Below are 24,881 nucleotides of genomic sequence, written 5' to 3' on the forward strand. Positions count from 1 at the left end.
CCGCGCGGTGTGACCCGGACCGGTTGTTTTACGCTAACGGATTTTTATGGAGGAATATTCATGTCATCGACTCAACGCCCGCAACCCCCTTTTGCCGAACAGCAACAAACGCCACCGGGTAAAACCGCGGCGATGCAGCCTCAGCCCGATCACGGCGAGCAGAGTTATCAGGGCTCCGGCCGCCTCACGGGGAAAAAAGCCATTATTACCGGTGGCGATTCCGGCATTGGCCGGGCTGTCGCCATTGCCTTTGCCCGGGAAGGGGCCGATGTCCTGATCTCCTATCTTGATGAACATGAGGATGCGCAGGATACCGCCCGGCTGGTTGAAGAAGCGGGACAGAAAGCGGTTCTGGTGCCTGGCGATATTACTGAGGCGTCACACTGCAACGCCCTGGTCGATAAAGCCGTCGAAGCCTTTGGTGAGATTAATATTCTGGTGAACAACGCGGCGTATCAGATGACGCGCGAATCGCTGGATGAGATCAGCGACGAAGAGTTTGACCGGACCATGAAGACCAACCTTTACGCGATGTTTTACATCACTAAAGCGGCAACACGGCATATGCCTGCTGGTGGATCGATCATTAATACGGCCTCGATCAATGCTGACCAGCCGAAACCGAAGCTGCTCGCCTACTCCGCCACCAAAGCCGCCATCGTTAATTTCTCTGGCGGCCTGGCAGCCTTACTGGCTGAAAAAGGTATCCGTGCCAATGCGGTCGCACCTGGCCCCATCTGGACGCCACTGATCCCGTCGACCATGCCGGTTGAACAGGTGAAGAACTTTGGCAGCGAAGTGCCGCTGCAGCGTGCCGGTCAGCCTGCTGAACTGGCGCCAACCTATGTGATGCTGGCCAGTGACGAAGCCAGCTACATTTCAGGAGCGACCATCGCCGTGACGGGCGGTGTGGCCATTATTTAACGTTCGCCGATTCCCTGGTCTCTTCGGCCAGGGGATTAGCTATTAGCTTCTGTGTTATCCCCCACTGGTAGAGTTGTTCCCGCGCCAGATTCTTCATTTTCACTTCGCACATGATATCGAAATCCTGAAACGACAGTGCCCATGCATTCAGCGTCGGGTTAAAGAAGTAGTCAGAGTGCGCCCGCAGCTTGCTTTTGCTCACGCCCAGCTGCTGCTGATCGGGCCAGCCCTCCTGCGGAATCATCCCCTCCTGCGAAATCGAATAGTGCAGCACCGGCCGCACGCCGCGCCACGAATCGATCACTCTGGCAACACGCGCGTCATCCGGCTGAATAAACTCACTCTCTTTTACCCAGTGATGGTGAATATCCAGCACCACCGGACAGAGCGGTGCTGCCTGCAGCACGTCATCCAGCGAGCAGGAGATCTCATCATTCTCCACCGTCAGCATCCGCCGCGCTTCCGGGCTGAGCTGATTAAACGACCGTTTGAAGCCGTCGAATCCCGCCTTGCCGTTCATATGAATGTTGATTTTAAAATCCTGGAAGGTCTTGCCATATCCCATCAGACAGGCGCAGAGCGTGTGATACTCCACATCCTCCAGCGCGCGCACCACCACATCGGGATTATCGGAGGCGAGCACGGTATATTGTCCTGGATGGAATGAGAGACGGATGTGATGCGCCCGCGCCAGCTCGCCACAGCGGGCAAAGAGCGGATAGAGTTCGGGCAGAAATTCGGTGAACAGTGGCGTGGCCTCGGGAACCGTATAGAGCGGTAACAGATCGCTGCCAATACGCATCATCCTGAGTGGCTCAGGTAAGGTGGCCAGATGCTCAAGCGTCAGGTAGAGATTGTTGAGGTTAGTGACGGTAATCTCATAGATCAGCTGATGACGTTCATCGTGCGATAAACTCAGAAACCGTTTACGGGTGGTGGCGCGAAGCGGAAAAAACTGTTTGCCATCGCTGTTGAGATACTTACATGCAAAGCCTAATTTCATGTCTGCTCCTGATTTATGCTTATCAGAAGTGTAACAGGCCCCTGGCGACCAGCCAGTCGCGGGCCGCAGACTCAGGCTGAATAATTACAGGGAGACTCACTATGCAGGGCCATGAGATCCAGCGCATCGCCATTGAAGCGGCTGAGCGGCTGCCCGCCGCTGAATGCAGCTATCCATTCGGGCCGGAACATCAGGTCTATAAAGTGTGTGGAAAAGTGTTTTTACTGCTGACCGAACTGCGGGGTGTGCCGATTATCACCCTGAAATGCGAGCCGCAGCAGGCGGAGCTGCACCGGGTGATCTATCCCTCGATCACCGCCGGTTATCATATGAATAAACGTCACTGGATCACGGCCTATCCCGGTGACGACCTCTCGCCTGGCTTGATTCAGCAGCTGGTTGAGGATTCGTATCAGCGTGTGGTTAAGGGTATACCCGCCTCGCGCCGCCCGGCCTGGGTGGGATAAACCCCGTGGAGGGGATACGTGTGCACCGGAAAGAAAGTTTGCTTGATAGCAGGCAAGATAAATAGCAGGGCCAGCATTGTTCTGGCACCTGCCGTCATCTCTCAATCAAAGAGAGATCTGGGGATTTTCAACGCCACAGGCACGGGCATAGCGGGCGAGTGTTTCAACTGTGGCTTTATCTGCGCGACGCTCGGTGCGTGACACTGCCGACGGGCTGACACCGAGCGCCTCCGCGACCTGAGCGCTGGTCATTCCGGCGCTTTCCCGCCATTTGGCTAACTGCTCGCGCAGGTGCTCTGCCCGAACTTCTGCCTCGTAATGTTCGCGAACAGCCGGATCAGATAAAATTTCTTTGCGGGCCGTCGTCCACGCAACTGATTTCTTACTCATCGTTTAACATCTCCTCTAAACGGTGCGCCGCTGCCGTCATGACTGCTGCTGGCGTTTTCTTTGTCTCTTTCACAAAAGCTTTCAGGATAAAAATACGTCTGCCTTTCTGGTAAACATACACCGCTCGCCCAATCTCATTGGCCTTCGCCCTGAGCTCAAAAAAACCCGACCCTAACGGTTTGGTATCCGGCTCTCTCAAATCAGTTCCACGGGCAGCCAGTTTATCTATTTGCCGGGCCAGCTTAGCCCGGAGCATCTCTGGCATTGCCTTAATTTCAGTGAGCGCGTCCTTGTGTATCGTTATCTCAAACATAGATCCTCCGTTGGAGTTAAGTTAACTCATGAGTTAACTTAACTCAAGGATCTATATTTCCTCAAACGGGGGAAATGAATCCAGTCGCTATCCTTGCGAAACAGCTCTGATCCGCGGAGCATCTGACACCGGCCCGGCACTCAGTGGTGCAGCATCTCATCCACGACCTGTGAGTTCATCATCTGGTAAGGATAATAGGTCGGCCAGTTATCCATCTCTGCCAGCAGGGCTTGCTGAGAATCGTTGCCCATAAAGATATGGAAATGGGCAGATTTACGCGGCCCGATGGTGTGGTCGCTGAACTGCACATATTTCGGCGCTTTGCTGCCCGCGTCCTGGCATTCAAACAGGTAGCGCACCCCTTTTTTACCTGAGGCATAGGTCAGGACTTTGTGGCCCGCATACCGGTAGTGGCAGGCGCTGACCTGGTCGCCGATGTGGAACTCCATCACGCCATTTTCAATACCGATGGTATCGACGTCGGTGGCGTAGCCTTTGCGGTAATACGCTTTATACTCCTCTGCCGTTTTGCTGTGATCCTGCTGCGCTTTCTTCTGCCAGACCGGGTCCAGCTCCCCGCTTTGCAGCAGCGGATAAACCGACTGCCACAGGCCATCCCAGTCAGCGAGCGGACGATCTTTCACATCGCTGTCAGCAAAAACCCCTTCTGCCGCTTTCTGCTCCAGGGCTGACAGCGGTTTTCCATGTGCATGCGTGCCGTGTGCCAGCGACGGCTGGCTGACTAACAGTGCGCCCAGTAGCCCAATCCATTTACCTGCATGATTCATCAAAGTCTGATACCCCGGTCAACGTTACAAAATGAAATGTTATGATATAACATTTCTAACTTCAACCAAAAGCAGCAAACGCCAGCATTAATTTTATTAATCGGTTAACGCCCTGCATCAGGCAATGAACGCCTCCAGCGGCGGCAGATTCTGCATCCTCTGAAAGCTCACTTTCCGTATAGCAGGCGCGGGCTGGAATGCCGTTAAGCCAGACGGCACAAGGCATGAATAAGCGAAGCGATAATCCGGATTGAGAGATAAGTGCGCATTTCTGGCGGACAAAAAAGGCACAGTCGTCACAGTTAAATGCCCGATTTAACCTCAGTATTGTTCAGGTTGTTCTATATTTAGTGTCGTCGAAAGTAAAATAACAGCTGGAGCATGAATTAATGTCGAAAGAAACAGAGAAGAAACCCCTGAGCGAGCGCGCCCCGACCACCGGTCCGGAATCCTCAGAGCCGGGTCTGGGTTCACTGGCACCAAAAGATGGTTCGCATCAGCCCCCAGCCGAACCAACTCCGCCAGGCAAGCAGCCCACCGCCCCAGGCAGCCTGAAAGCGCCTCAGACGCACAACGCCAAACTTGACCAGCTTGAAGCCAGCCGCAAAAACGGCACCGACCGCGCCCTCACCACCAACCAGGGCACACGCATCGCCAACGATCAAAACTCACTGCGTGCCGGTTCGCGCGGTCCGACGCTGCTGGAAGACTTTATTATGCGTGAGAAAATCACGCACTTTGACCATGAGCGTATCCCGGAACGTATCGTTCACGCCCGTGGCTCTGCCGCACATGGCTATTTTCAGCCTTACCGCTCCCTGAAAGATCTGACCAAAGCGCAGTTCCTCAGCGATCCCGAGCAGACCACGCCGGTTTTCGTGCGTTTCTCCACAGTTCAGGGCGGTGCCGGATCGGCTGATACCGTGCGTGACATTCGCGGTTTCGCCGCCAAGTTCTACACCGAAGAGGGTGTCTTTGACCTGGTGGGCAACAACACGCCGGTGTTCTTTATTCAGGATGCGCATAAATTCCCTGACTTTGTGCATGCCGTTAAGCCGGAACCGCATAACGAAATCCCGCAGGGCCAGAGCGCCCATGACACCTTCTGGGATTACGTCTCTCTGCAGCCGGAAACCATGCACAACGTTATCTGGGCGATGTCTGACCGGGGTATTCCGCGCAGCTATCGCACCATGGAAGGCTTTGGTATTCACACCTTCCGCCTGATTAACGCAGAAGGTAAAGCGACCTTTGTCCGTTTCCACTGGAAGCCGGTGGCCGGTAAAGCGTCGCTGCTGTGGGACGAGTCACAGAAACTGACCGGTCGCGATCCCGATTTCCATCGCCGCGATCTGTGGGAAGCCATTGAAGCGGGTGATTTCCCGGAATATGAACTGGGCCTGCAGCTGATCCCGGAAGAGGATGAGTTCAAATTTGACTTCGATATTCTGGATGCCACCAAGCTGATCCCGGAAGCGCTGGTGCCGGTTGAGATTGTCGGCAAGATGGTACTTAACCGTAACCCGGACAACTTCTTTGCTGAAACCGAGCAGGTGGCGTTCCACCCAGGCCATATCGTGCCGGGCCTCGATTTCTCCAACGATCCGCTGCTACAGGGTCGTCTGTTCTCCTATACCGATACGCAGATCAGTCGTCTGGGCGGACCGAACTTCCATGAGATCCCGATCAACCGTCCGACCTGCCCGTACCATAACTTCCAGCGTCAGGGCATGCATCGTCAGGATATCGACACCAATCCGGCGAACTACGAGCCGAACTCGATCAACGATAACTGGCCGCGTGAAACCCCACCTGCTGCAGAAGGCGGCGGCTTCGAGAGCTATCAGGAGCGGATTGAGGGCCATAAAGTGCGCGAGCGCAGCCCCTCATTTGGTGAGTACTATGCGCAGCCGCGCCTGTTCTGGCTGAGCCAGACTGAAGTCGAGCAGCAGCACATCATTGGTGCCTACTCGTTTGAACTGAGTAAAGTGGCGCGTGCTTATATCCGTGAGCGTGTGGTAGATCATCTGGCACGCATCGATACTAAACTGGCGCAGGGCGTGGCGGATAACCTGGGACTCGCTCTGACGGATGAGCAGCTCAACATTCAGCCGCCTGCGCCGGTGAATGGCCTGACTAAAGATGACAGCCTGAGCCTCTACGCCATTCCGGATGGCGAGATCAAAGGTCGCCAGGTCGCACTGCTGCTCAGTGATGGTGTGAAGGCGGCTGATGTGCTGGCGATTTTGCAGGCGCTGAAAGCGGTGGGTGTTCACGCCAAACTGCTGGCTCCGCATATGGGCCAGGTGCGCGCCGATGATGGTTCAGTGCTGCCGGTCGATGCGACGTTCGCCGGTCTGCCCTCTCTGACCTTTGATGCGGTGATGGTGCCGGATGGCAATATCGATGCCCTGCTGCTGAGCGGCGATGCCCGTTACTTCCTGCTGGAAGCCTACAAGCACCTCAAGGTGATTGGTCTGGTGGGCGAAGCGCGTCGCTTTAAAGCGCAGTTCGGTCTGGAGGATGCGGATCAGGAAGAAGGTATTGTGCAGGGCGACTCGGCGGAAAGCGCGCTGATGTCTGAGTTCACTCAGGCGATGAAAGCGCACCGCGTCTGGTCGCGCAGCCAGAAGGCACAGTCCGTCCCGGCCTGATGTCAGCGGCACGATGCCGCATGCCGCGTCACAAAATAAAAAACCGCCCTTGGGGCGGTTTTTTTTATCAGAAGGTCTGCCAGTTATCGTTGTCCGCCAGGCGGGCAGGCTGAAGTTTTGGCACGGCAAGGGCTTTCGCCACCGGCGCAGCAGAGAACGCCGCCTTCAGAGTGCCGGTTTTGAATACCGATACCGTTTTACGCAGGTAGCTCGCCTGCTCTTCCAGTGAGGCGGCGGCAGTCGCGGACTCCTCCACCAGCGCGGCGTTCTGCTGCGTCACACCATCCATTTCCGAGACCGCTTTGCAGACCTGCTCAATGCCACGGGTCTGTTCAGTCGAGGAGGCCGCGATCTCTTCGATTAGCTGCGTGACACGGCTCACCGACGTCACGATGCTCTCCATCGCGACGCCCGCCTGAGAAGCATGACCGGCACCGGTTTTAATTCGCTCAGCTGAGCGGTCAATCAGTCCCCGGATCTCCTGCGCGGCGCTGGCGCTGCGTCCGGCCAGCGAGCGCACTTCTCCGGCAACCACCGCAAATCCACGACCCTGCTCACCGGCACGCGCGGCTTCAACGGCGGCGTTCAGCGCCAGAATATTGGTCTGGAAGGCAATACTGTCGATAATGGCGATGATACCGGCGATCTGATTCGAGCTTTCGCTGATCTGATCCATGTTGGCGATGACCCGGGCGACAGTCTCACCGCCCTGCAGGGCCGTGGCTGAAGCCTCTTTCGCTACCGTGGTCGCCTGCTGCGCATTGTCTGCATTGAGTTTCACCGTTGAGGTGAGCTGCTCCATACTGGCTGCGGTCTGTTCCAGTGCGGCAGCCTGCTGTTCGGTACGGGAAGAGAGATCGGTGCTGCCCGCAGAGATTTCCGCTGCACCGGTAAAGATAGAGCGGGTAGCGTCATCGACCGAGGTAATGGTCACCACCAGCGCATCGCGCATCTGTTGCAGCTCCTGAATCAGCAGACCCATCTCATTGCGGCCTTCGTGCTGAATATCGGAGGTCAGATCGCCGCCCGAAATGGCGCGCATATGGCCGGTCAGCCTGCCCAGTGGGCCAATCAGCAATTTCTGCAGCCCAATCCAGACCGCGACCCCAATCACGCCGGTGATCAGGCCAATAGTCAGCAGCGCCCAGAGCGCATCCGTCAGGCTACGCTGGTTATGCTCCGAGGACGCTTTCATCAGCTGGATGTTCACTGCACGCCAGGCCTCATAGGCACTGTCGAGCTGGTCCTGCGCCGCCTGCGCTTCAAGGTTGCCGTAGCCCGCATAGTTGCCCTGCTTCAAAAAGGTAATGGAGGCCAGCATGGTGTCACGCATCTGCTGGTAGGCGGTCTGCACCTGCGTCGACTCGGCTTCACCCTGACCCTCTTTGCGTGGCAGCGCCTGCCAGGCTTTGAAGTCCGCATCGGCAGCAGCAGCAGACTTTCCAGCCTGCTCCAGCAGCGCAGCCATGGCTGCCAGTGATTTTGGATCCTGCTGATTTTTCAGGAAACGGATTGCCACGCGGTTGATGGTGACGCGGGTTTTAATCAGGGTTTTTACCGCGTCACTCAGATGCTGCTGCTGCAGCGTAAGCTGCTCTGCCGCCACGAAGTTTTTGTCGGCTTTTGAGACGCCGTTATAGAACAGAAATCCGGTCAGGGTCAGTAACGCCACAAAGACCACCAGAACAGCAGCGATACCGTGAGTGATTTTAAGATTTTTAAGCATGTCCGCAGGCTCATATCAGAGGAGATAAAGCTGTTATCGGCCAGCGCGGCGTTTATCTGAGTGTTGCACCAGAGAAGGTAACAATCCGCAGGATGGAGGGTGCTGTCAGCGCGCCGTTACGCAAAAAAAGCGGTGCGGCTCAGCCTGAACGCATTCGGCGCTTAACAACCGTCCCCGTGCTGTGGTTGAATTCGCCCCTTATCTTTTTTGCACGTGGTTATCATGCATTACATTCAGAGTCTGATGAGTTTTATTGAGGGAAACAGGGTACTGTCGATCAGCTTCAGCCTGTTGCTGCTGATTATGGCCGGGATGATCACTCACCTGATCTGCAAATTTTTCATCGTCAAAGTGATCAGGAAGGTCTTTTTCAGCAGCCACAAAAAGGGCGTGCCGCTGGATAAAGATGTCCGCCTCTCTCAGAAGCTGTCAAATTTTGTGCCGGTGATTGTGGTCTACAATTTCCTGCAGTTTATGCCGGGCCTGCCTGAAAATCTGAAAGTGGCGATTCAGACCATCTGCGGCATCCTGTTTTTTGTCTATCTGTCGATCTTCTTCAACGAAGTGCTGGAGATTGTTAACAACTCCTATTCGCGCAAATCAAAACGCAAGAATCACTCGATCAAAGGCTATATCCAGATCGGAAAAATTCTGGTGCATATTATTGCCGCGATCATGATTCTGGCGATTATGTCTAACAAGTCACCGGCGATTATCATCTCCTCGCTGGGTGCGGTCGCCGCGGTGCTGATGCTGATTTTCCAGCATACGCTGCTGTCGCTGGTGGCGAATATTCAGCTCTCCTCTAACGATGTGCTGCAACTGGGCGACTGGATTGAGATGCCGGACAGAAATATCAGTGGTGAAGTGATCGATATTGCCCTGCATACCATCACCATCCGCAACTGGGACAACACCATTTCGCGCATCCCGACCAAGAACTTCCTGACCGAGACCTACACCAACTGGCAGGCGATGTTCTCCTCGGGCGCACGCCGCATCATGCGCAGCTTTTATCTTGATCAGAAGTCGATCACCTTTGTGAATCAGGAGATGCTGCAGGCGATGAGCCAGATCCGCCTCGCTGGCGAATCGATCACTGAGCTGCTGGATGGGCGTGATATCAATGCCGTGGGCGACCGCTGGTTTATGGAGAACGGCATCACCAATCTGATGGTGTTCCGTAAATACCTGACCGCCTGGCTGGCGCAGCGTGACGACATTCAGAAAGAGATGTATATCGTGGTGCGACCGCTGAAACCGTCGCCGGATGGATTGCCGGTGGAGATCTACTGCTTCACCTCCTCTATTTTCTGGGCCGATTACGAAAATACTCAGGCAGCGATTTTTGAGTATATCTACGCGATGGCCCGCCACTTTGAGCTGCAGATTTATCAGCATCCGGCAGGATCCGATTTTGCCCGTCTGGCTCAGCCGCGCCCCGACAGCCGGGATGCACAGCAGAGCAGCGGGCAGTAACCAGAATGCGCGGTGGCGATCTGCCGCCGCCGTAATTTACGTTTGTTCAGCGCATTAACTTTTACTCAGCGCATAATTCAGCACTTTGTCATTTTTCATCTGCACGGTCAGCGTCTGCCCTTCGGTGGTATTCAGGGTGCGCGCCTCGCTGTAGGTCCACTTCAGCAACCGCTGCCCGTCCGGGTAAGGTGTTTCACTGTCAGGCTGACCAAACAGCGCGATCAGCTGGGCTTTGGTGGTCTGACCGGCATGAATTTGCTGCAGATTACTGCTGTCCAGCCTGTGTCCGACCCGGTTAGAACAGGCGGAGACCAGCAACAACAACGCGGCTAACAGAACTCTTATCCTCACGTAACATCCTTCTGAAGTGTTCAGCGCCGCAGGTCATCCGGAGCGACCTGCGCCATCGCGCATAAGCTTATAGCGAATCGGCGCCATCCGGCAGGCTTTTCTGCGCCTGGCTCCTGCTTTCGCCCCGCCGGATGCAGATTCACAGCAATTAACGCAAATTAATGCCTCTCCACCCCCTGCCGCCCTGCGATTGCAACATCTTAGTCTATGATTACTCTCTGTATGCCGCGTGGAAGCGGTCTCACGGCCCGTTTTCCGCCACACCACGCTGAATACCAGTCCGGCTTTCTGACTGAAGAGACGCGCCAGCCCACCTGGCCTCCTGGTCTCGCTGATAGCTTTAAGATTTTTTGACGCTTGCGTCATCGACATCCTTTTCGTGCGGTGGCCACCATCGCGCATTTCCAGGCTAAATGAGGCAACTGAATGGAATCCAAATCTTTTTTTAAAAGTTGGGGCGCTGAACGGGTTGCCAGCGACGAGGTGCGTTTCCGCCTCTGGGCAACCGGTCAGCAACGCGTGACGCTGCGGCTCTCCGGTAAAGACATTGAGATGACGCCGCAGGCTGACGGCTGGTTTGAAACTCAGGTCGCTGGTGTGGCAGCCAATGCCGAATATGATTATGTGCTGGCCGATGGTACAGCGGTGCCCGATCCCGCCGCCCGCGCTCAGAAAGCAGAGGTCAATGGCCCGTCGCTGGTGATCGATCCTGACGCTTATCAGTGGCAGAACACGAGCTGGAAGGGTCGTCCATGGCAGGAGTCGGTGGTCTATGAACTGCACATCGGCACCTTTACGCCTGAGGGCACCTTCCGGGCGGCGATTGAGAAGCTGCCAACGCTGGCTGAAACCGGCATTACCATGATTGAAGTGCTGCCGGTGTCGCAGTTCGGCGGTAATCGCGGCTGGGGCTACGATGGCGTGCTGCTCTATGCACCGCATGCCGCCTACGGTACACCCGATGATTTTAAAGCCTTTATTGACGCAGCACACGGCCACGGTCTGTCGGTAGTGCTGGATATCGTGCTGAACCACTTCGGCCCGGAGGGCAACTATCTGCCGCTGCTCTCACCAGACTTCTTCCACAAAGCGCGCCAGACGCCGTGGGGCGCCGGTATCGCCTATGACGTTGATGCGGTGCGCCGCTATATCGTGGAAGCGCCGCTCTACTGGCTGCAGGAGTTTAATCTGGATGGCCTGCGCTTTGACGCCATCGATCAGATTGACGATCCCAGCGACAAGCATGTGCTGAATGACATTGCTGAGCGCATCCGCGCCACGATTACCGACCGCCCTATTCATCTGACCACCGAAGATTGCCGTAACGTCACCTTCCTGCATCCGCGTGACGAAAACGGGGACGCTCCGCTGTTTACCGGCGAATGGAACGATGACTTCCACAACGCCGTGCATGTGCTGGCAACCGGTGAAAGCCACGCCTATTACCAGGATTTCGCCGACCAGCCGGAACAGCGGGTAGCGCGGGCGCTGGCAGAAGGCTTTGTCTATCAGGGCGAAGTCTCGCCGCAGTCGGGTGAGCCACGCGGCGTGAAAAGCAGCAGCCAGCCGCCGGTCGCCTTTGTTGACTTCATCCAGAACCATGACCAGACGGGCAACCGTGCGCAGGGCGAAAGGCTCATCAGCCTGGCCGGCGCAGAGCGCACCCAGGTACTGCTGGCGATGTTACTGGTCTCGCCTCATATTCCGCTGCTGTTTATGGGTGAAGAGTATGGCGAAACCCGGCCGTTCCTGTTCTTCACCGATTTCCACGGCGATCTGGCCAAAGCGGTGCGTGAAGGTCGCGCCAGAGAGTTTGAAGGCCATGCCGGTCACGGCGAAACTGTGCCGGATCCTAACGATGTCACCACCTTTGAACAGTCGAAGCTTAACTGGCAGCGAACAGAAACGCCGGAAGGTCAGCAGTGGCTGGCGCTGACGCGTCAGCTGCTGGCCCTGCGTCAGCAACATATCGTGCCGCTGCTGCAGACCGCCGGTGGCGATGCCGGTCAGGTGGTGAAAACGGCGGAAGGTTTCCTCGCGGTGCGCTGGGACTTCCCGCAGGGCACGCTGTCACTGGCGCTGAACGTCGGCAACAGCACACAGCCGATCCCCGATCTGCCCGGCGAAACGCTGTTTGCCTGGCCGCAGGCCGCCAGCGAACTGATTCCCAACGCTATCGTGGTTCGCCTGGCTAAGAGAGAAGCAGAATGAATATTCCAACCGCAACGTACCGCATTCAGTTCCGCAACGGCATGACGTTTGACCGTGCGGCGGCGCTGGTGCCCTACCTGAAACAGCTGGGTATCAGCCATCTTTACGCGTCACCGATCTTCAGCGCCACCGCTGAATCGACCCACGGCTATGACGTGACCGACGTTAACCAGATCGAGCCGTCGATTGGCGGCCGTGAAGGATTTGATCGCATGGCTGCTGCGCTGAAAGCGGCCGGGCTGGGGCTGATCCTCGACATCGTGCCTAACCATATGGCCGCCTCGCTGGAGAACCCGTGGTGGCGCGACGTCATTGAGCATGGCGAAAAGAGCCGCTATGCGCATTACTTCGATATCGACTGGTCACGCCGCCTGACGCTGCCGTTCCTCGGTGACACCTTTGAGGCGGTGCTGGCCAACGGCGAGATCAGCGTGAAGCGCGATCCGCAGACCGGCAAACCGGCGCTGGCCTACTTCGACAATTTCTATCCGCTGGCACCTGAGACCTGGCAGGATCGGGAAGAAGCGGTACTCGCCCTCCGCGACGCGGCGGAGATTGCTGAACTGCATGACCAGCAGCCGTGGCGGCTGATGTCGTGGCGCGATGCGCCCAACGATCTCTCCTACCGTCGCTTCTTTGAAGTCACCGGTCTGGTAGGCGTGCGCGTGGAAGACAAAACGGTCTTCGATGCCGCGCATCAGCTGATCCTGGAACTGGTTCATAGCGGTGCGGTGCAGGGATTACGCGTCGACCACGTGGATGGCCTGGCCGATCCGCACGGCTATCTGGAACAGTTACGCCAGGCTGCCGGTCCCGACTGCTATCTCACCGTGGAGAAAATCCTGGGTGACAATGAACAGCTGCCTGATGCATGGCCGGTTTCCGGCACCACCGGATATGAATTTATGGCCGCGCTCGCCAATCTGCTGGTCGACAGCGATCAACTGAGCGGACTGCGCAAAGCGTATCAGGCCGTCATCGGTAAAACCGTTGATATGAAAGCGGAGCTGCGCGCCGCCAAACTGCTGATGGCAAACCGCAATTTTGCCGGTGAATTTAACCGGTTACTGCAGCTGGCACTGAAGATTGCCGACGCAGAAGGTACGCCACAGCCGGAAGCGGAACTGAAGAATGCGCTGCGTGAACTGCTGGTGGCGTTCCCGGTCTATCGCACCTATGGTACGCCGCAGGGCCTGACCCCAGCCGACACCGCGCTGTTGCAACAGGTGGTCAGCGAGGTCAAAGCCAGTGCCCATGCGCCCGACAGTCAGGCGCTTGATTTCCTGACCCATATTCTGCGCGCAGAGGTTGCCGACTCCGCTCGCGACGATGCCACGCAATTCCGCACCCGCTTCCAGCAGCTGACCGGACCGCTGATGGCGAAATCGGTGGAAGATACCCTCTTCTTCCGTCAGCACATGGCGCTGGCGCTGAATGAAGTCGGCGCTGAACCGCTGGCGCGCCACTTCTCGCTGGATCAGTTTCACGCTGAAATGCAGGCGCGGCGCGAACATCAGCCCGATGCGCTGTCGGGCACCTCCACGCACGACACCAAGCGCGGTGAAGATGCGCGTGCGCGACTCTATACCCTTACCGAAGCGCCGCAACGCTGGGCGGATTGCGTCAACCGCTGGCGGGAGATGAACCACGATCAGGTCGTACGCCTGAAAGATGGTCCGGCACCCGAACCGGCCGTGGAGTGGATGCTGTATGAAGCGCTGGCGGGCGTCTGGCCAACCCCCCTGCAGCCGCAGGATGCGGAAGGTCTGGCGGCGCTGGAAGCCCGCTTTGTGGTCTATGTGGAAAAAGCGCTGCGTGAAGCCAAGCTGCGTACCGACTGGGCCGACAACAACGACGCCTATGAGGAGGCAGTGCTGGACTATGCCCGTCACCTGCTTGCGCCCGCCAACAGCACCTTCCTCAGTGACTTCTGCCAGTCGCTGCAACCCTTTATGCGTGCCGGTCTGGTCAACAGTCTGACCCAGACTGTGGTGAAGCTTACGGCGCCTGGCGTACCCGATATTTATCAGGGCAGCGAGGCGCTGGACTTCAGCCTGGTCGATCCCGATAACCGCCGCGAACCCGATTTCGACGCGCTGGCGGCGATGCTTAACGCGCCACAGCACGACGGCAGCGAGGCGCACTGGCTGCGCGGTCAGGTCAATCAGCAGGCGATTGTGAAGCTGCTGACGCTGCGTCAGCAGCAGCCTGCCCTGTTCCGCCACGGTGACTATCTGGCACTGTCGGCAGAGGGCGAGCAGCAGAATAATGTGCTGGCCTTTGCCCGCACCGGACAGGATCAGGCGGTGATAGTGGTTGTGTCACGCCGGGTCTTTAACCAGTTGCCGGCGAATCTCGACCAGCCGCCCGCTGCGCGCTGGGCTGACACGGTCATTGCGCTGCCCACCGCACTGGGCCAGCGCCGCTACCAGGATGTGCTGACCGGTAAAACGGTGGCTGCGGGCGACCAGTTGCCGCTTACCGGGCTGGCATCGCAGTGGTGTGCCGTGCTGGTGGCACAGTGAATTCCGGAAAGAACTTTTTTTATTACGCGTCAATCTGTTCATTGAATAACGAGGCATAAATGTCAAACAGTCAGCGTTTTGAAATTACGGCGGGATACAGCCATTTACTGGGGGCCAACTTTGATGGTCAGGGCGTGAACTTCGCCCTGTTCAGCGCCCACGCCGAGCGGGTTGAACTCTGTCTGTACGATCCCAGTGGTAAAACGGAAATTGCCCGTCTGGAGCTGCCGGAATATACCCATGAAGTATGGCACGGCTATATTCCAGGCCTGCAGCCCGGCGCGCTCTATGGCTATCGCGTTTATGGCCCTTATGACCCGGAAAATGGTCATCGCTTTAACCCGAACAAGCTGCTGCTCGATCCCTACGCCCGTGAACTGGCGGGAGACATCGCGTGGAACGAGGCGCACTTCGCTTACGATCTCTATCATGACGATAAAGATCTGACCTTCGACAGCCGCGACAGCGCGCCGTTTACGCCAAAGTGCCGGGTGATCGATCCCAACGAATTCGACTGGCAGGATAAAAACCGCCCGAATGTGCCGTGGCCGAAAACCGTCATCTATGAAACCCACGTTAAGGGCTTCACGCAGCTCAACACCGCCCTGCCACCTGAAATGCGCGGCACCTTTGACGGCATGAGCCACAAATCGACCGTCGACTACATCAAAAGCCTGGGCATTACCTCGGTCGAACTGCTGCCGGTACACTGGTTCCCGGATGACCAGCACCTGCTGGATAAAGGGTTGAAAAACTTCTGGGGATATAACACGCTGAACTTCTTTGCCCCCGCCACCCGCTACTTTGGGCCGCGCGGCATTCAGGGCTTCCGTGACATGGTGCGAGCCTTCCATGATGCCGGTATTGAGGTGATCCTCGACGTGGTTTACAACCACACCGCCGAGGGGAATGAGCTGGGGCCAACGCTGTCGTTTAAAGGCATCGATAACTTCTCCTATTACCGTACGTTGCCAGACCAGCATCGCTATTACATCAACGACACCGGTACCGGTAACACCGTCAACACCTCGCATCCGCGTGTGCTGCAGATGGTGCTCGATTCGCTGCGTTACTGGTCAGAATCAATGCATATCGACGGCTTCCGTTTCGATCTGGGTACCATTCTCGGTCGCGAGCCTGATGGTTTTGACCCGCGCGGCGGCTTCTTCGATGCCATCATGCAGGACCCGGTCCTGTCGCAGAAAAAGCTGATTGGTGAACCCTGGGATATCGGTCCGGGCGGCTATCAGGTGGGCAGCTTCCCGCCAGGCTGGGCAGAATGGAACGATCAGTATCGCGATACGGTGCGTGACTACTGGAAAGGCAACAACGTCTCCACAGACTTTGCCGCCCGCCTGCTGGGTTCCGGCGATCTCTACGATCAGCACGGTCGTCGTCCATGGGCCAGCGTCAACTTTATCACCGCGCACGATGGCTTCACCCTCAACGATCTGGTGTCGTACAACGACAAACATAACGCGGAGAATGGCGAAGACAACAACGACGGCCACAACGACAACCGCTCTTACAACTACGGAGTTGAAGGCCCGACCGATGATGAAGGCATCAACGCGGTGCGCGAGCGTCAGAAGCGCAACTTCCTCGCCACGCTGATCTTCTCACACGGTACGCCAATGCTGCTGGCGGGCGACGAGTTTGGCCGCAGCCAGATGGGCAACAACAATGGCTACTGCCAGGACAGCGAAATCTCCTGGGTACACTGGGATAACCTGCCGGAATCTGCCGAGGCGCTGCGCGAGTTCACCCGCCAGATCCTGACGTTACGTGCTCAGCAGCCGTTACTGCGCCGTGAAAACTGGCGTGATGGCATGGATATCAAATGGTTTAACGCCGGTGGCGGCTTCCAGCAGGCTGAGCAGTGGGACGAAGGCTCAACGCTGGGGGTTTATATCGGCCGACCGGACCTCCAGACCGAGGAAGGCATCTGGCACGACGTCCTGATGCTGTTCAATCCGTTTGAAGGCAATGTACCGTTCCAGATCCCGCAGTTTGGTGAAGGCGGCTGGGTGCTGGAACTGACCACCAGCGACACCGAGAAGCGCGGTCTGGTGATCACCAAAGAGAAGGATTTCGAACTGGAAGGACGCAGCTTCGCCCTGTTCAGACGTCCATAGCCGCTCACCCGGTTAAAAAGCAGTCATCTGGCGCAGCGCATTTCGCGCTGCGCTTGTGTTTCTGGCGATCGCTGCCAGGCTTAACCGGTTGTTAACAGTGAGAATTGATGCTGAAAAGGAGGCATAATGTCCAGATTTACGCAGAAAGTTGTGGTTGTGACAGGTGCCGGATCCGGCATTGGCGAAGCCAGCGCAAAACGCTTCGCTGAAGAGGGTGCATCAGTGGTGCTGGTGGGCCGTACCGCGCAGAAACTGGAAGAGACGCTGGCCGACATGACGCCAGGCGATCACCTGGTGGCTGCCTGCGACGTCTCAGAAGCCGCACAGGTTAAACAGCTGTCAGAAACCGTGCTGAAGAAGTATGGCCGTGTTGACGTACTGGTAAATAACGCCGGCGTCATCGTGCAGGGCCGCATCCATGAAGTCGACCTCGACGCATGGAAAACCCTGATGAAAACTGACCTTGATGGGGTTTTCCACGGCGTACACTATTTCATGCCTGCCCTGTTAAAGAGCAAAGGCAACGTGGTTAACATCTCTTCCGTTTCCGGTTTAGGCGGCGACTGGGGCATGAGCATCTACAACGCGGCTAAAGGGGCGATTACCAACTTCACCCGTGCGCTGGCGATGGACTACGGCGCAGATGGCGTACGGGTCAATGCAATCTGTCCCGGCTTTACCTTTACCGATCTGACCGAAGATGCCAAACAGGATCAGGCGCTGCTGGAGCGCTTTTACGACCGTATTCCACTGCGCCGGGCCGGTGAAGCGGATGATATCGCCCGTGCCATTCTCTTTATTGCCAGCGATGAAGCCAGTTATATTACCGGCGTTAATCTGCCGGTTGATGGCGGAATTACCGCTTCAAATGGCCAGCCTAAACAGGCTTAAATAAAGAACAGGGCAGCGTCTTTACGCTGCCTTTTTTTATTCTAACCGGCCCGCAGCATTAATTCCCTTTATTATCCTTCTGCCACAGCAGAACAATAACTGCCTGCATACAAATTAATGTTTTGGCGTATGGCGGGTTGGCGTTGCCGCGCGTGCCGGTTTAATTGCCGTGCTGCTGCTGGTCGGGCAAATAAAAGTGCTCAGACAGGCATTACAGAGTATGGCATTAGCGTGATGAACTTTCGCCACGGCCAGCGCCTGCTGGCGGGTATAAAGCGAACCAATAAAAACGCGTTTATCGTTCTTTGACAGATTAACGCAACCTTCTTTGTGTAAAATCCATCCACCCATGGGACGCGGGCACAGATAATAGTAGCTGGCTTTGAGCATGGTAGTCATCCTGATAGTTGCTGTATGTATCTTAAAAAACGAACCAAAATTCGTAAGAGGTTTTTTTTGTAATCTGAAGCTTTATTAAACTAACTGAGAATTATCCCTAAAACCACTTTATTGCGTAAGTCTGGCTGACTTTGAGAATATGCCCTTTTTCATTGCTTATATCGCTTCAGGCATTCCACGCGCTGTAACGCCCTCACCCTCTCTGTCGCCCCGCTTACATTTATACTGCTAATGCATCACTAAAAAAGAAAAAATCAAAACAACACCTTAAAAACAATAGCTTATAAAATCAATCTGCGCGCCAGAGGTGACGCGCTACTCAGATATGATTAGAGCAGAAGCTGAAAAATATCACCCCCGCAGGGGTATTTATGAGTATTGATAAACTGAACCTGAATAAGAGTGAAAGCGGTGTACAGCGTGCCTTTAAGCGGAACGCCAGCTCCCCTGGCATCAGGGATTTATCAATACCAGCGGGCGTAATTAACAGCGACCGGCTTGAAAAAGTAAAACGATCGGTTTACTTTTAAAGCATGAAAAAGAGAAACGATATCATCCAGGCCGCCGAGCGGCTCTTCTACACCCACGGTTTCCACGCCACCAGCACCGACAATATCTGTCGCGAAGCGGGCGTCTCTACCCGCACGCTTTATCATCACTTCGCCTCACGCGAAGCGCTGACCGCAGCGGTACTCGACGCGCGCGAGCAGCGCTTTATGGCCGATCTGCTGCCACCGCAACAGCCTGATGCGATAGCGCATCTGTTCAGGGTACTGGGCGAGTGGACGGAGGCGAACGGTGCCCGGGGCTGCTTTTTTCTGAAAGCCTGGGGAGAGTATGCCGAGCGGGACAGCGAACTGGCCGCTCAGGCGCTTGCCTTCCGGGCCACGATGCGGGCTTATATCACCCATTGTGTGACGCATCTGCGCGGTGCTGAAGACAAGTCGCTGAGCGATGCTATCTGGATACTCTTTGAGGGTGCCATTACCACGGCACTGATTACCGGTCCCGTCGCTGCTCAACAGGCGGCGCAGGTCGTCAGTCAGTTGCTTCAGAACAGGGCGACAGGATGAGATCGCCCATCGCGCTGGCGCTGACCGGCTTCAGCCTGATCGCCGTGACCTATGGCATGGCGCGCTTCTCATGGGGATTGATGCTGCCCGCTATCTCAGCGGAGATCCCCTTCAACCCGCAGCAGGCGGGTATGCTGTCAGCCTGCAGCTTTGTGGCATATTGCCTCACCATTCTTACCGCAGCCGCGCTGGCGGATCGCTATGGCACCCGGCTGACGGCGCTGCTGGCCTCACTCAGTGCGACGGCGGGTCTGCTGCTGCTCGCCTGTGCCTCATCAACGCTGCTGCTGGCGGCCGGACTCTTTATTGCCGGATTGAGTGCCGGTCTGGCTTCACCCGCACTGGCGGCGGCGGTAAGTGATCGAATTCCTGCTGCGGGTCAGCCGCGCATCAATACCCTGATCAATGCCGGCACCAGCGCGGGCATTATCCTGACGGTAGTCATCCTGAGCGTTCTGCCCGGCGGCTGGCGTGCCGCCTGTCTGCTGTTCGCTTTGCTGTCGCTGGCCTGTGTGCTGCCGGTGATGCGCGTGTTATCGGGTGACGCCGCCAGCCGTCCCACCAGAGTGCGTCACTGGCACCAGAGGCTGTATCGCCGCTCCATGCATCGGCTGATGAGTATTGCGTTGATTTCGGGTCTGGTCAGTGCAGCCTGGTGGAGCTTTGGGTCAGCGCTGCTGCGACAGCATGTCGGTGTGGATGAAGAGACCGCCCGCTTACTCTGGCTGATTGCCGGAGGAGCAGGCATCGTGGGTGCGGCAACCGGCCCGGTCGCTGCCCGTATCGGGCTGAAGGGTGTATACCGGCTCTCACTGTGCGGGATGGCAGTGCCACTGCTGGTGCTGGCCTGGAGTCGGGGCGAATCCACCGGTTTAGCGATCGCGGTTGCCTGCTGTGGCGCAGGTTACGTCACGCTATCGGGCGTGCTGCTGGTGTGGGGCGCACGCGCCACTGCTGAAGATCCGGCGACCGGCGTCGGCATCCTGTTTTTTATGCTGGCGGTGGGCCAGGTAGCGGGATCGCTGCTGTTTGGTCAGCTCTACGCCTCTTTGGGTGCCAGTACGGCATTGACGCTGTTTGCGGTCAGCGCCCTGCTGTTGCTGTTTATTGCACCCGCGCAGAACAGCAGCGAGTCGGCTAAATAAGCAGGCGTAAACGAATGGGTTGGCAGAAAACAGGGAAGTTAGAAATAGCGTCGATGCTATTTACCAGACAGTGCCAATATTATCGCCCGGAGAATGAGGAAATATTACGCAGGTGTTATGGCTGAAGCGATAAACTCATCGCGGCATCCGTTCAGATCGCGCGGATATTTTTAATGCGTGGATTTATTTTCTGCTGAAGCAAATCTTCTTCGGGACCCAGATAATAAGGCACAGCACACTGCTTACCATCTTTGGTAAAGATAATCTGGTTATCATGCAGGAATAACGCAGTAAAATGGCCCAGTACCACACCATTTAATTCAAAGCAGTGATTTCTTGCTGCACGCAGCCCCTGCTTACTATTCAGAAAATCAACAAATCGCATCACGCTGCGCCTCCATTTAATAAATCAACCCCATCAGAACCGCGAAGATAATAGCCTTAATGCCGGCCCGGATCATCCGGCTGACGCTGTTTTCAGAATAGGCTTAATTACCATTCAGTAGTGGCACTAAACCGACGTGATTTTTTATCTGCTTCCTGCCAGGAATAATCCTGCCGAACGACGCACTCATAAAATTTCATGAGCGCGTAATATTTATATTGCGCCCTCACATCGCCCGCTATACCGTTGTTTTTCCACCAGGTGCAGACTTTCGGGGCAAAACCGCATAATGGAAATTTTTGAGGCAGATGAACGCCACATCACGGCGATTCAGCAGATCTACGCCTGGCATGTCCTTAACGGCACCGGCTCATTTGAGACAGTGCCGCCCGACGCGGCAGAGATTGGCGAGCGGATGCGGAAGATTCAGCAGGCGGGCCTGCCGTGGTTTATCGCCGTCAGCGACGGAGAAGTGCGTGGGTTCTGTTATCTGACGCCTTATCGCCCGCGCCATGCCTACCGGCATACGCTGGAGGACTCAATTTATATCGATCCCGGATTTCAGAAGCGCGGAGTCGGTTCGCGCCTGTTAAACCATGTAATCCGCTGGGCTGAGCAGGCAGGGTTCCGCCAGTTGATCGCCAACGTCGGCGACAGCGAGAACCAGGGCTCGATTGCCGTACATCGCGCCGCAGGCTTTGAGATGACAGGTATCCTGCGCTCGGTAGGTTTTAAACAGGGTCGCTGGCTGGATACCGTTTTTATGCAGCGCTCTCTGGGAACGGGCAATACCACGCTGCCGGTTGATTAAAACAGAGTCAGAGTGAGAAAGACGTACTGGCCCTCGTTTTCCCCGGAAGAAGCTTCTGGTAAGGTGCCATAACAAAAAATAAAAAATTCCGGAAACCTTTATGTTGTCGACAATCATCTATCGCAGCCACATTACTGAACATGTGCCGCTTGAGATCCTGAATGGTTTGGCGCGGAAAGCGAATAAAATCAATAAATCCTCAAGCGTCACCGGAATTTTATTATTCAATGGCACGCATTTTTTCCAGCTGCTGGAAGGTCCGGAGGCGGCGGTCAATGCAGTTTACAGCCGGATTTGCCAGGATCCACGCCACCATAATCTGGTCGAACTGCTGCGCGATTACGCCCCGGCACGCCGTTTTGGCCACGTCGGTATGGAGCTGTTCGATCTGCGGCTGCATGATAAAGAGACGGTACTGGAGGCGGTGCTGGCAAAGTGCACCACAAAGTATCAGCTGACCTATGCCGATCGCGCACTGCAGTTCCTGCGCACCTTTGTCGAAGCGCGGGAAAAAGAGAACTATTTTGAGATCCCGGCCGCCAGCGGCTGGACGTTTATCTGTGACGAGTCAGAACAGCGTGAAGGCAACGCATCGCTGGTGGCTGCGGATGAGGTCAGCTTTGCTTTTCAGCCGATCGTTGACCCCTTCGCCTGCGAAATCGTCTCGCTGGAAGCGCTGCTGCGCGGCCCGCAGGGAGAATCGCCGCTCGACTATTTTGCCCGACTGTCACGTGAGCAGCTCTATCAGCTCGATCTGAGGTCGAAAAAGATCGCCTTCGCCCAGGCGAAGCAGCTGGGGATTGAGGGCATGACTCTGTCGATCAATCTGCTGCCGATGACGCTGGTGGAAGTGCCCGACGCCGTCCCGTTTTTGCTGGATGAGATTGCTGCGCAGGGACTGGTGCCAGAGCAGATCATGGTTGAATTCACCGAGAATGAAATTATCTCGCAGCCTGAGGCCTTTGAAGCCGCCATCAGGCAGCTGAAGGCGGCCGGCATCAGCCTGGCGCTGGATGATTTCGGTGCCGGTTTTGCCGGCCTGTCGCTGCTGACGCGCATTCAGCCCGACAAGATTAAAATCGACCGAACCATCATCGCTGATGTGCATAAAAGTGGGCCGAAGCAGGCGATCATTCATGCCATTCTGAAATGCTGCTCCTCGCTGGAGATCGGTGTTATCGCCGAGGGTATTGAACAGCCGGAAGAGTGGATGTGGCTTGAAGCGGCAGGCGTGACCCAGTTTCAGGGCTTTCTGTTCTCAAAACCTGTACTCAATGGCGTTGCGGCCGTAGCCTGGCCGGAGCTGATCTGACCGCCTCTGCAATTTGGATGAATTTGCAATTTCCTGCCTTGCTGGATCACCCGGTGGCTGCTAAATAGTTAACAGCCCCGGGGATCATCTTTCTGTCATCTTCCCGCGGCAGAGTCAGTCATTACCCAGTCAGTGATTAAATGTTTAGCAGTCAGATGTTCAGTGTTTAGGCCAGCGCTACGCGCCATGCGTGCGACGTGACTCCAGGGACAGCATTTGAGGAACTGAATGAAGCAAATCATCCGCGGTGATAAAGAACCCTCCCATATTCTCGCAGCGACTCGTGCGCTTGAAGCGCACTACTCCCGCTACGGAGAAGGTAATAAGTACCATCCCGTTATCTATTCCATCGCCTACCGCAGCCGGTTTTATCAGGTTGAGGTGATTACCCGACGTGAAACCATGGTTGCCTCGGTGATTACTGGCGTTCGCAACCTGACGCATCTCTCCGGCGCCGCCTGACGGCCGCCTGTCATCCTGCGGGGGCAGATTGCCCCCGACTCACTGCTTAGCGTCGATAGAGTGAATTCGCCGGAAAAATTGCGCCAATCACGCTTTTTTCCCGTGCGCCCGTCACCGCAGGCAGATTACCTGGCAGGCCGGAGAGCGTGCGGAAAGCCAGCCAGGCAAACGCCAGCGCTTCCATATCGTCACCACTGACACCCGCCGCATCGGTAGTCGTTACTTCCGTTCCCGGAAGATGGGCTGCCAGTCGTGCCATCAGCAGCGGATTGCGGCCGCCGCCGCCACATACCAGCAGACGGTCGCAGCCATCATTGAGTAACACCTGCTGCGTGATGGTGATGGCGGTCAGCTCGACCAGCGTAGCCTGCACATCCTGCGCAGCCAGACCCGGGAAATAGCGCAGATGCTGCTCCAGCCAGCTGAGGTTGAAATGTTCGCGCCCGGTGCTTTTCGGCGGCGGCAACGCAAACCAGGGCTCACGTAGCAGCGCCTCCAGCAGTGCCGGAATCACCGACCCGCTGCGCGCCCACTGCGCATCTTTGTCATACGGCTGAGCCTGATTACGCCAGATCCAGGCGTCCAGCAGCATATTGCCGGGGCCGGTATCGAAGCCGCGCACCGGCTGACCCGGGATCAGCAGCGAGAGATTGGCGATGCCGCCAATATTCAGCACCATGCGGCGTTCCGTAGCATCCATCAGCAGCGCCTGATGAAAGGCAGGCACCAGCGGCGCGCCCTGCCCGCCCAGCGCCATATCACGGCGGCGGAAATCCCCTACCACGGTGATGCCGGTGGCCACCACGATCTGATTATGATCGCCAATCTGCAGCGTATTGGGTGCGTCACTCTGTGGCTCATGCCAGACGGTCTGACCATGACAGCCAATCGCCGTGATATCGCTGGCTTCAAGCGATTCGCGCTTCATTAATGTCACTACCGCTTCAGCAAACAGCTGGCCGAGGCGGGTATCAAGCTGGCCGAGCTGCGACAGCGTCAGGGACTGTCCCTGACATATCGCCAGAATCGCCTGACGCAGTTCTGGTGGCATCGGATGGCAGTAGCTCGCCTGCTGCGCCACCATATTTTCATCAATGGCAGCCAGCACCACATCCACTCCATCCAGGCTGGTGCCTGACATTACCCCAATATAGCGTCCTGATTTCATAGCCATTCCTTACTTCCGGCGGGAGGTGCGATTCATCTGCGGTTAGCCTGACAAATAATGATCGCTAATTCTATGATTAAATTCTTTTTATCCAATCGTGCTGACTGATAACGTAATGGGACTATTTTTAATCCACGATTGAATTATTGTTGATCCTGCATAGTCTATGCTTCGTCCAGCCGTGTTTTATTCGGACAGGGATTAATTTGCCAGGTTTGTGTCTTATACTGTGAGCAGGATACAGCGGTAAACGTGGCACCTTCTCGACT

23 protein-coding genes are annotated in these 24,881 nt (G+C 56.4%); 14 read left to right on the forward strand and 9 right to left on the reverse strand.

Annotated elements, in window-relative coordinates; translation table 11 throughout:
• Positions 1–60: 60 nt before the first annotated feature.
• A complete protein-coding gene (locus ACX8ZY_RS10930) occupies positions 61–924 on the forward strand; it encodes an SDR family oxidoreductase (protein WP_033786215.1) in 864 nt (287 codons plus the stop codon).
• Here ACX8ZY_RS10930 and ACX8ZY_RS10935 read toward each other — a convergent pair.
• Positions 917–1,927, reverse strand: coding sequence for a UV damage endonuclease UvsE (locus tag ACX8ZY_RS10935; RefSeq protein ID WP_061703998.1), 1,011 nt, complete (start codon positions 1,925–1,927; stop codon positions 917–919). The genes ACX8ZY_RS10930 and ACX8ZY_RS10935 overlap by 8 nt on opposite strands.
• A 101-nt stretch (positions 1,928–2,028) precedes the next feature.
• Here ACX8ZY_RS10935 and ACX8ZY_RS10940 point away from each other — a divergent pair, with 101 nt between their 5' ends.
• Complete coding sequence (locus ACX8ZY_RS10940) at positions 2,029–2,394, forward strand: MmcQ/YjbR family DNA-binding protein (RefSeq protein ID WP_010245482.1); 366 nt, start codon at positions 2,029–2,031, stop codon at positions 2,392–2,394.
• Positions 2,395–2,499: 105 nt separating this feature from the next.
• On the opposite strand, the gene ACX8ZY_RS10945 is transcribed toward ACX8ZY_RS10940, so the two are convergent.
• From ACX8ZY_RS10945 to zinT, 3 genes are all read right to left on the reverse strand, one after another.
• A complete protein-coding gene (locus tag ACX8ZY_RS10945) occupies positions 2,500–2,784 on the reverse strand; it encodes a helix-turn-helix domain-containing protein (protein ID WP_010245485.1) in 285 nt (94 codons plus the stop codon).
• Positions 2,777–3,097, reverse strand: a complete 321-nt coding sequence (locus ACX8ZY_RS10950; protein WP_010245489.1) for a type II toxin-antitoxin system RelE/ParE family toxin — start codon at positions 3,095–3,097, stop codon at positions 2,777–2,779. The genes ACX8ZY_RS10945 and ACX8ZY_RS10950 overlap by 8 nt, the downstream gene beginning before the upstream one ends.
• A 140-nt stretch (positions 3,098–3,237) precedes the next feature.
• Entirely contained in the window at positions 3,238–3,885 is a 648-nt protein-coding gene (gene zinT / locus ACX8ZY_RS10955; protein ID WP_245116840.1) for a metal-binding protein ZinT, read from the reverse strand.
• A 389-nt stretch (positions 3,886–4,274) separates the two neighbouring features.
• Between zinT and katE the strand changes: the two genes are divergently transcribed.
• The gene (gene katE, locus ACX8ZY_RS10960) at positions 4,275–6,539 is read left to right on the forward strand and encodes a catalase HPII (protein ID WP_010245500.1); all 2,265 of its coding nucleotides are present in this window, start codon (positions 4,275–4,277) and stop codon (positions 6,537–6,539) included.
• A 67-nt stretch (positions 6,540–6,606) separates the two neighbouring features.
• On the opposite strand, the gene ACX8ZY_RS10965 is transcribed toward katE, so the two are convergent.
• Positions 6,607–8,265 (reverse strand): methyl-accepting chemotaxis protein, encoded by a 1,659-nt coding sequence (locus ACX8ZY_RS10965; RefSeq protein ID WP_421664956.1) that lies wholly within the window; start codon positions 8,263–8,265, stop codon positions 6,607–6,609.
• Between the two features lie 222 nt (positions 8,266–8,487).
• On the opposite strand from ACX8ZY_RS10965, the gene ACX8ZY_RS10970 reads away from it, so the two are divergent.
• A complete protein-coding gene (locus ACX8ZY_RS10970) occupies positions 8,488–9,744 on the forward strand; it encodes a mechanosensitive ion channel family protein (RefSeq protein WP_154210607.1) in 1,257 nt (418 codons plus the stop codon).
• A 54-nt stretch (positions 9,745–9,798) separates the two neighbouring features.
• Here the strand turns inward: ACX8ZY_RS10970 and ACX8ZY_RS10975 are convergent, their stop codons facing one another.
• Positions 9,799–10,095 carry a hypothetical protein gene (locus tag ACX8ZY_RS10975; RefSeq protein ID WP_421664957.1) on the reverse strand — a complete coding sequence of 99 codons (297 nt, stop codon included), beginning with the start codon at positions 10,093–10,095 and terminating at the stop codon, positions 9,799–9,801.
• Between the two features lie 426 nt (positions 10,096–10,521).
• Here ACX8ZY_RS10975 and treZ point away from each other — a divergent pair, with 426 nt between their 5' ends.
• From treZ to budC, 4 genes are all read left to right on the forward strand, one after another.
• Entirely contained in the window at positions 10,522–12,306 is a 1,785-nt protein-coding gene (treZ, locus tag ACX8ZY_RS10980) for a malto-oligosyltrehalose trehalohydrolase (RefSeq protein ID WP_022625730.1), read from the forward strand.
• Positions 12,303–14,831: a malto-oligosyltrehalose synthase gene (gene treY / locus ACX8ZY_RS10985; protein WP_459259883.1), complete on the forward strand. Its 2,529-nt coding sequence runs from the start codon at positions 12,303–12,305 to the stop codon at positions 14,829–14,831. The genes treZ and treY overlap by 4 nt, the downstream gene beginning before the upstream one ends.
• Positions 14,832–14,890: 59 nt before the next feature.
• Positions 14,891–16,966 (forward strand): glycogen debranching protein GlgX, encoded by a 2,076-nt coding sequence (gene glgX / locus ACX8ZY_RS10990; RefSeq protein ID WP_045140403.1) that lies wholly within the window; start codon positions 14,891–14,893, stop codon positions 16,964–16,966.
• Positions 16,967–17,092: 126 nt separating this feature from the next.
• Positions 17,093–17,857: a meso-2,3-butanediol dehydrogenase gene (budC, locus tag ACX8ZY_RS10995; RefSeq protein ID WP_010245522.1), complete on the forward strand. Its 765-nt coding sequence runs from the start codon at positions 17,093–17,095 to the stop codon at positions 17,855–17,857.
• Positions 17,858–17,971: 114 nt separating this feature from the next.
• Here the strand turns inward: budC and ACX8ZY_RS11000 are convergent, their stop codons facing one another.
• Positions 17,972–18,247, reverse strand: coding sequence for a hypothetical protein (locus tag ACX8ZY_RS11000; protein ID WP_010670051.1), 276 nt, complete (start codon positions 18,245–18,247; stop codon positions 17,972–17,974).
• 380 nt (positions 18,248–18,627) lie between these two features.
• Between ACX8ZY_RS11000 and ACX8ZY_RS11005 the strand changes: the two genes are divergently transcribed.
• Genes ACX8ZY_RS11005 through ACX8ZY_RS11015 form a run of 3 tightly spaced genes read left to right on the forward strand, consistent with a single transcriptional unit; the run spans position 18,628 to position 20,474 of the window.
• Positions 18,628–18,786 (forward strand): hypothetical protein, encoded by a 159-nt coding sequence (locus ACX8ZY_RS11005; RefSeq protein ID WP_158131735.1) that lies wholly within the window; start codon positions 18,628–18,630, stop codon positions 18,784–18,786.
• Positions 18,787–18,789: 3 nt separating this feature from the next.
• On the forward strand, positions 18,790–19,329 hold the full coding sequence (locus ACX8ZY_RS11010) for a TetR/AcrR family transcriptional regulator (RefSeq protein WP_158131736.1): 540 nt from the start codon (positions 18,790–18,792) through the stop codon (positions 19,327–19,329).
• Positions 19,326–20,474, forward strand: coding sequence for an MFS transporter (locus ACX8ZY_RS11015; RefSeq protein ID WP_258992125.1), 1,149 nt, complete (start codon positions 19,326–19,328; stop codon positions 20,472–20,474). The genes ACX8ZY_RS11010 and ACX8ZY_RS11015 overlap by 4 nt, the downstream gene beginning before the upstream one ends.
• Positions 20,475–20,625: 151 nt before the next feature.
• Here ACX8ZY_RS11015 and ACX8ZY_RS11020 read toward each other — a convergent pair whose 3' ends face one another.
• Positions 20,626–20,859, reverse strand: a complete 234-nt coding sequence (locus ACX8ZY_RS11020) for a hypothetical protein (protein ID WP_010670048.1) — start codon at positions 20,857–20,859, stop codon at positions 20,626–20,628.
• A gap of 289 nt (positions 20,860–21,148) precedes the next feature.
• Between ACX8ZY_RS11020 and ACX8ZY_RS11025 the strand changes: the two genes are divergently transcribed.
• From ACX8ZY_RS11025 to ACX8ZY_RS11035, 3 genes are all read left to right on the forward strand, one after another.
• Complete coding sequence (locus tag ACX8ZY_RS11025) at positions 21,149–21,670, forward strand: GNAT family N-acetyltransferase (protein ID WP_061901480.1); 522 nt, start codon at positions 21,149–21,151, stop codon at positions 21,668–21,670.
• A gap of 100 nt (positions 21,671–21,770) precedes the next feature.
• Positions 21,771–22,982 (forward strand): diguanylate phosphodiesterase, encoded by a 1,212-nt coding sequence (locus tag ACX8ZY_RS11030; protein ID WP_033757504.1) that lies wholly within the window; start codon positions 21,771–21,773, stop codon positions 22,980–22,982.
• 228 nt (positions 22,983–23,210) lie between these two features.
• Positions 23,211–23,444: a DUF4060 family protein gene (locus tag ACX8ZY_RS11035; protein WP_010245542.1), complete on the forward strand. Its 234-nt coding sequence runs from the start codon at positions 23,211–23,213 to the stop codon at positions 23,442–23,444.
• Positions 23,445–23,490: 46 nt separating this feature from the next.
• Here the strand turns inward: ACX8ZY_RS11035 and anmK are convergent, their stop codons facing one another.
• On the reverse strand, positions 23,491–24,612 hold the full coding sequence (anmK, locus tag ACX8ZY_RS11040; RefSeq protein WP_421665377.1) for an anhydro-N-acetylmuramic acid kinase: 1,122 nt from the start codon (positions 24,610–24,612) through the stop codon (positions 23,491–23,493).
• Between the last annotated feature and the right edge of the window lie 269 nt (positions 24,613–24,881).

Source organism: Pantoea sp. XAF26B01_ASV70, assembly GCF_054512635.1.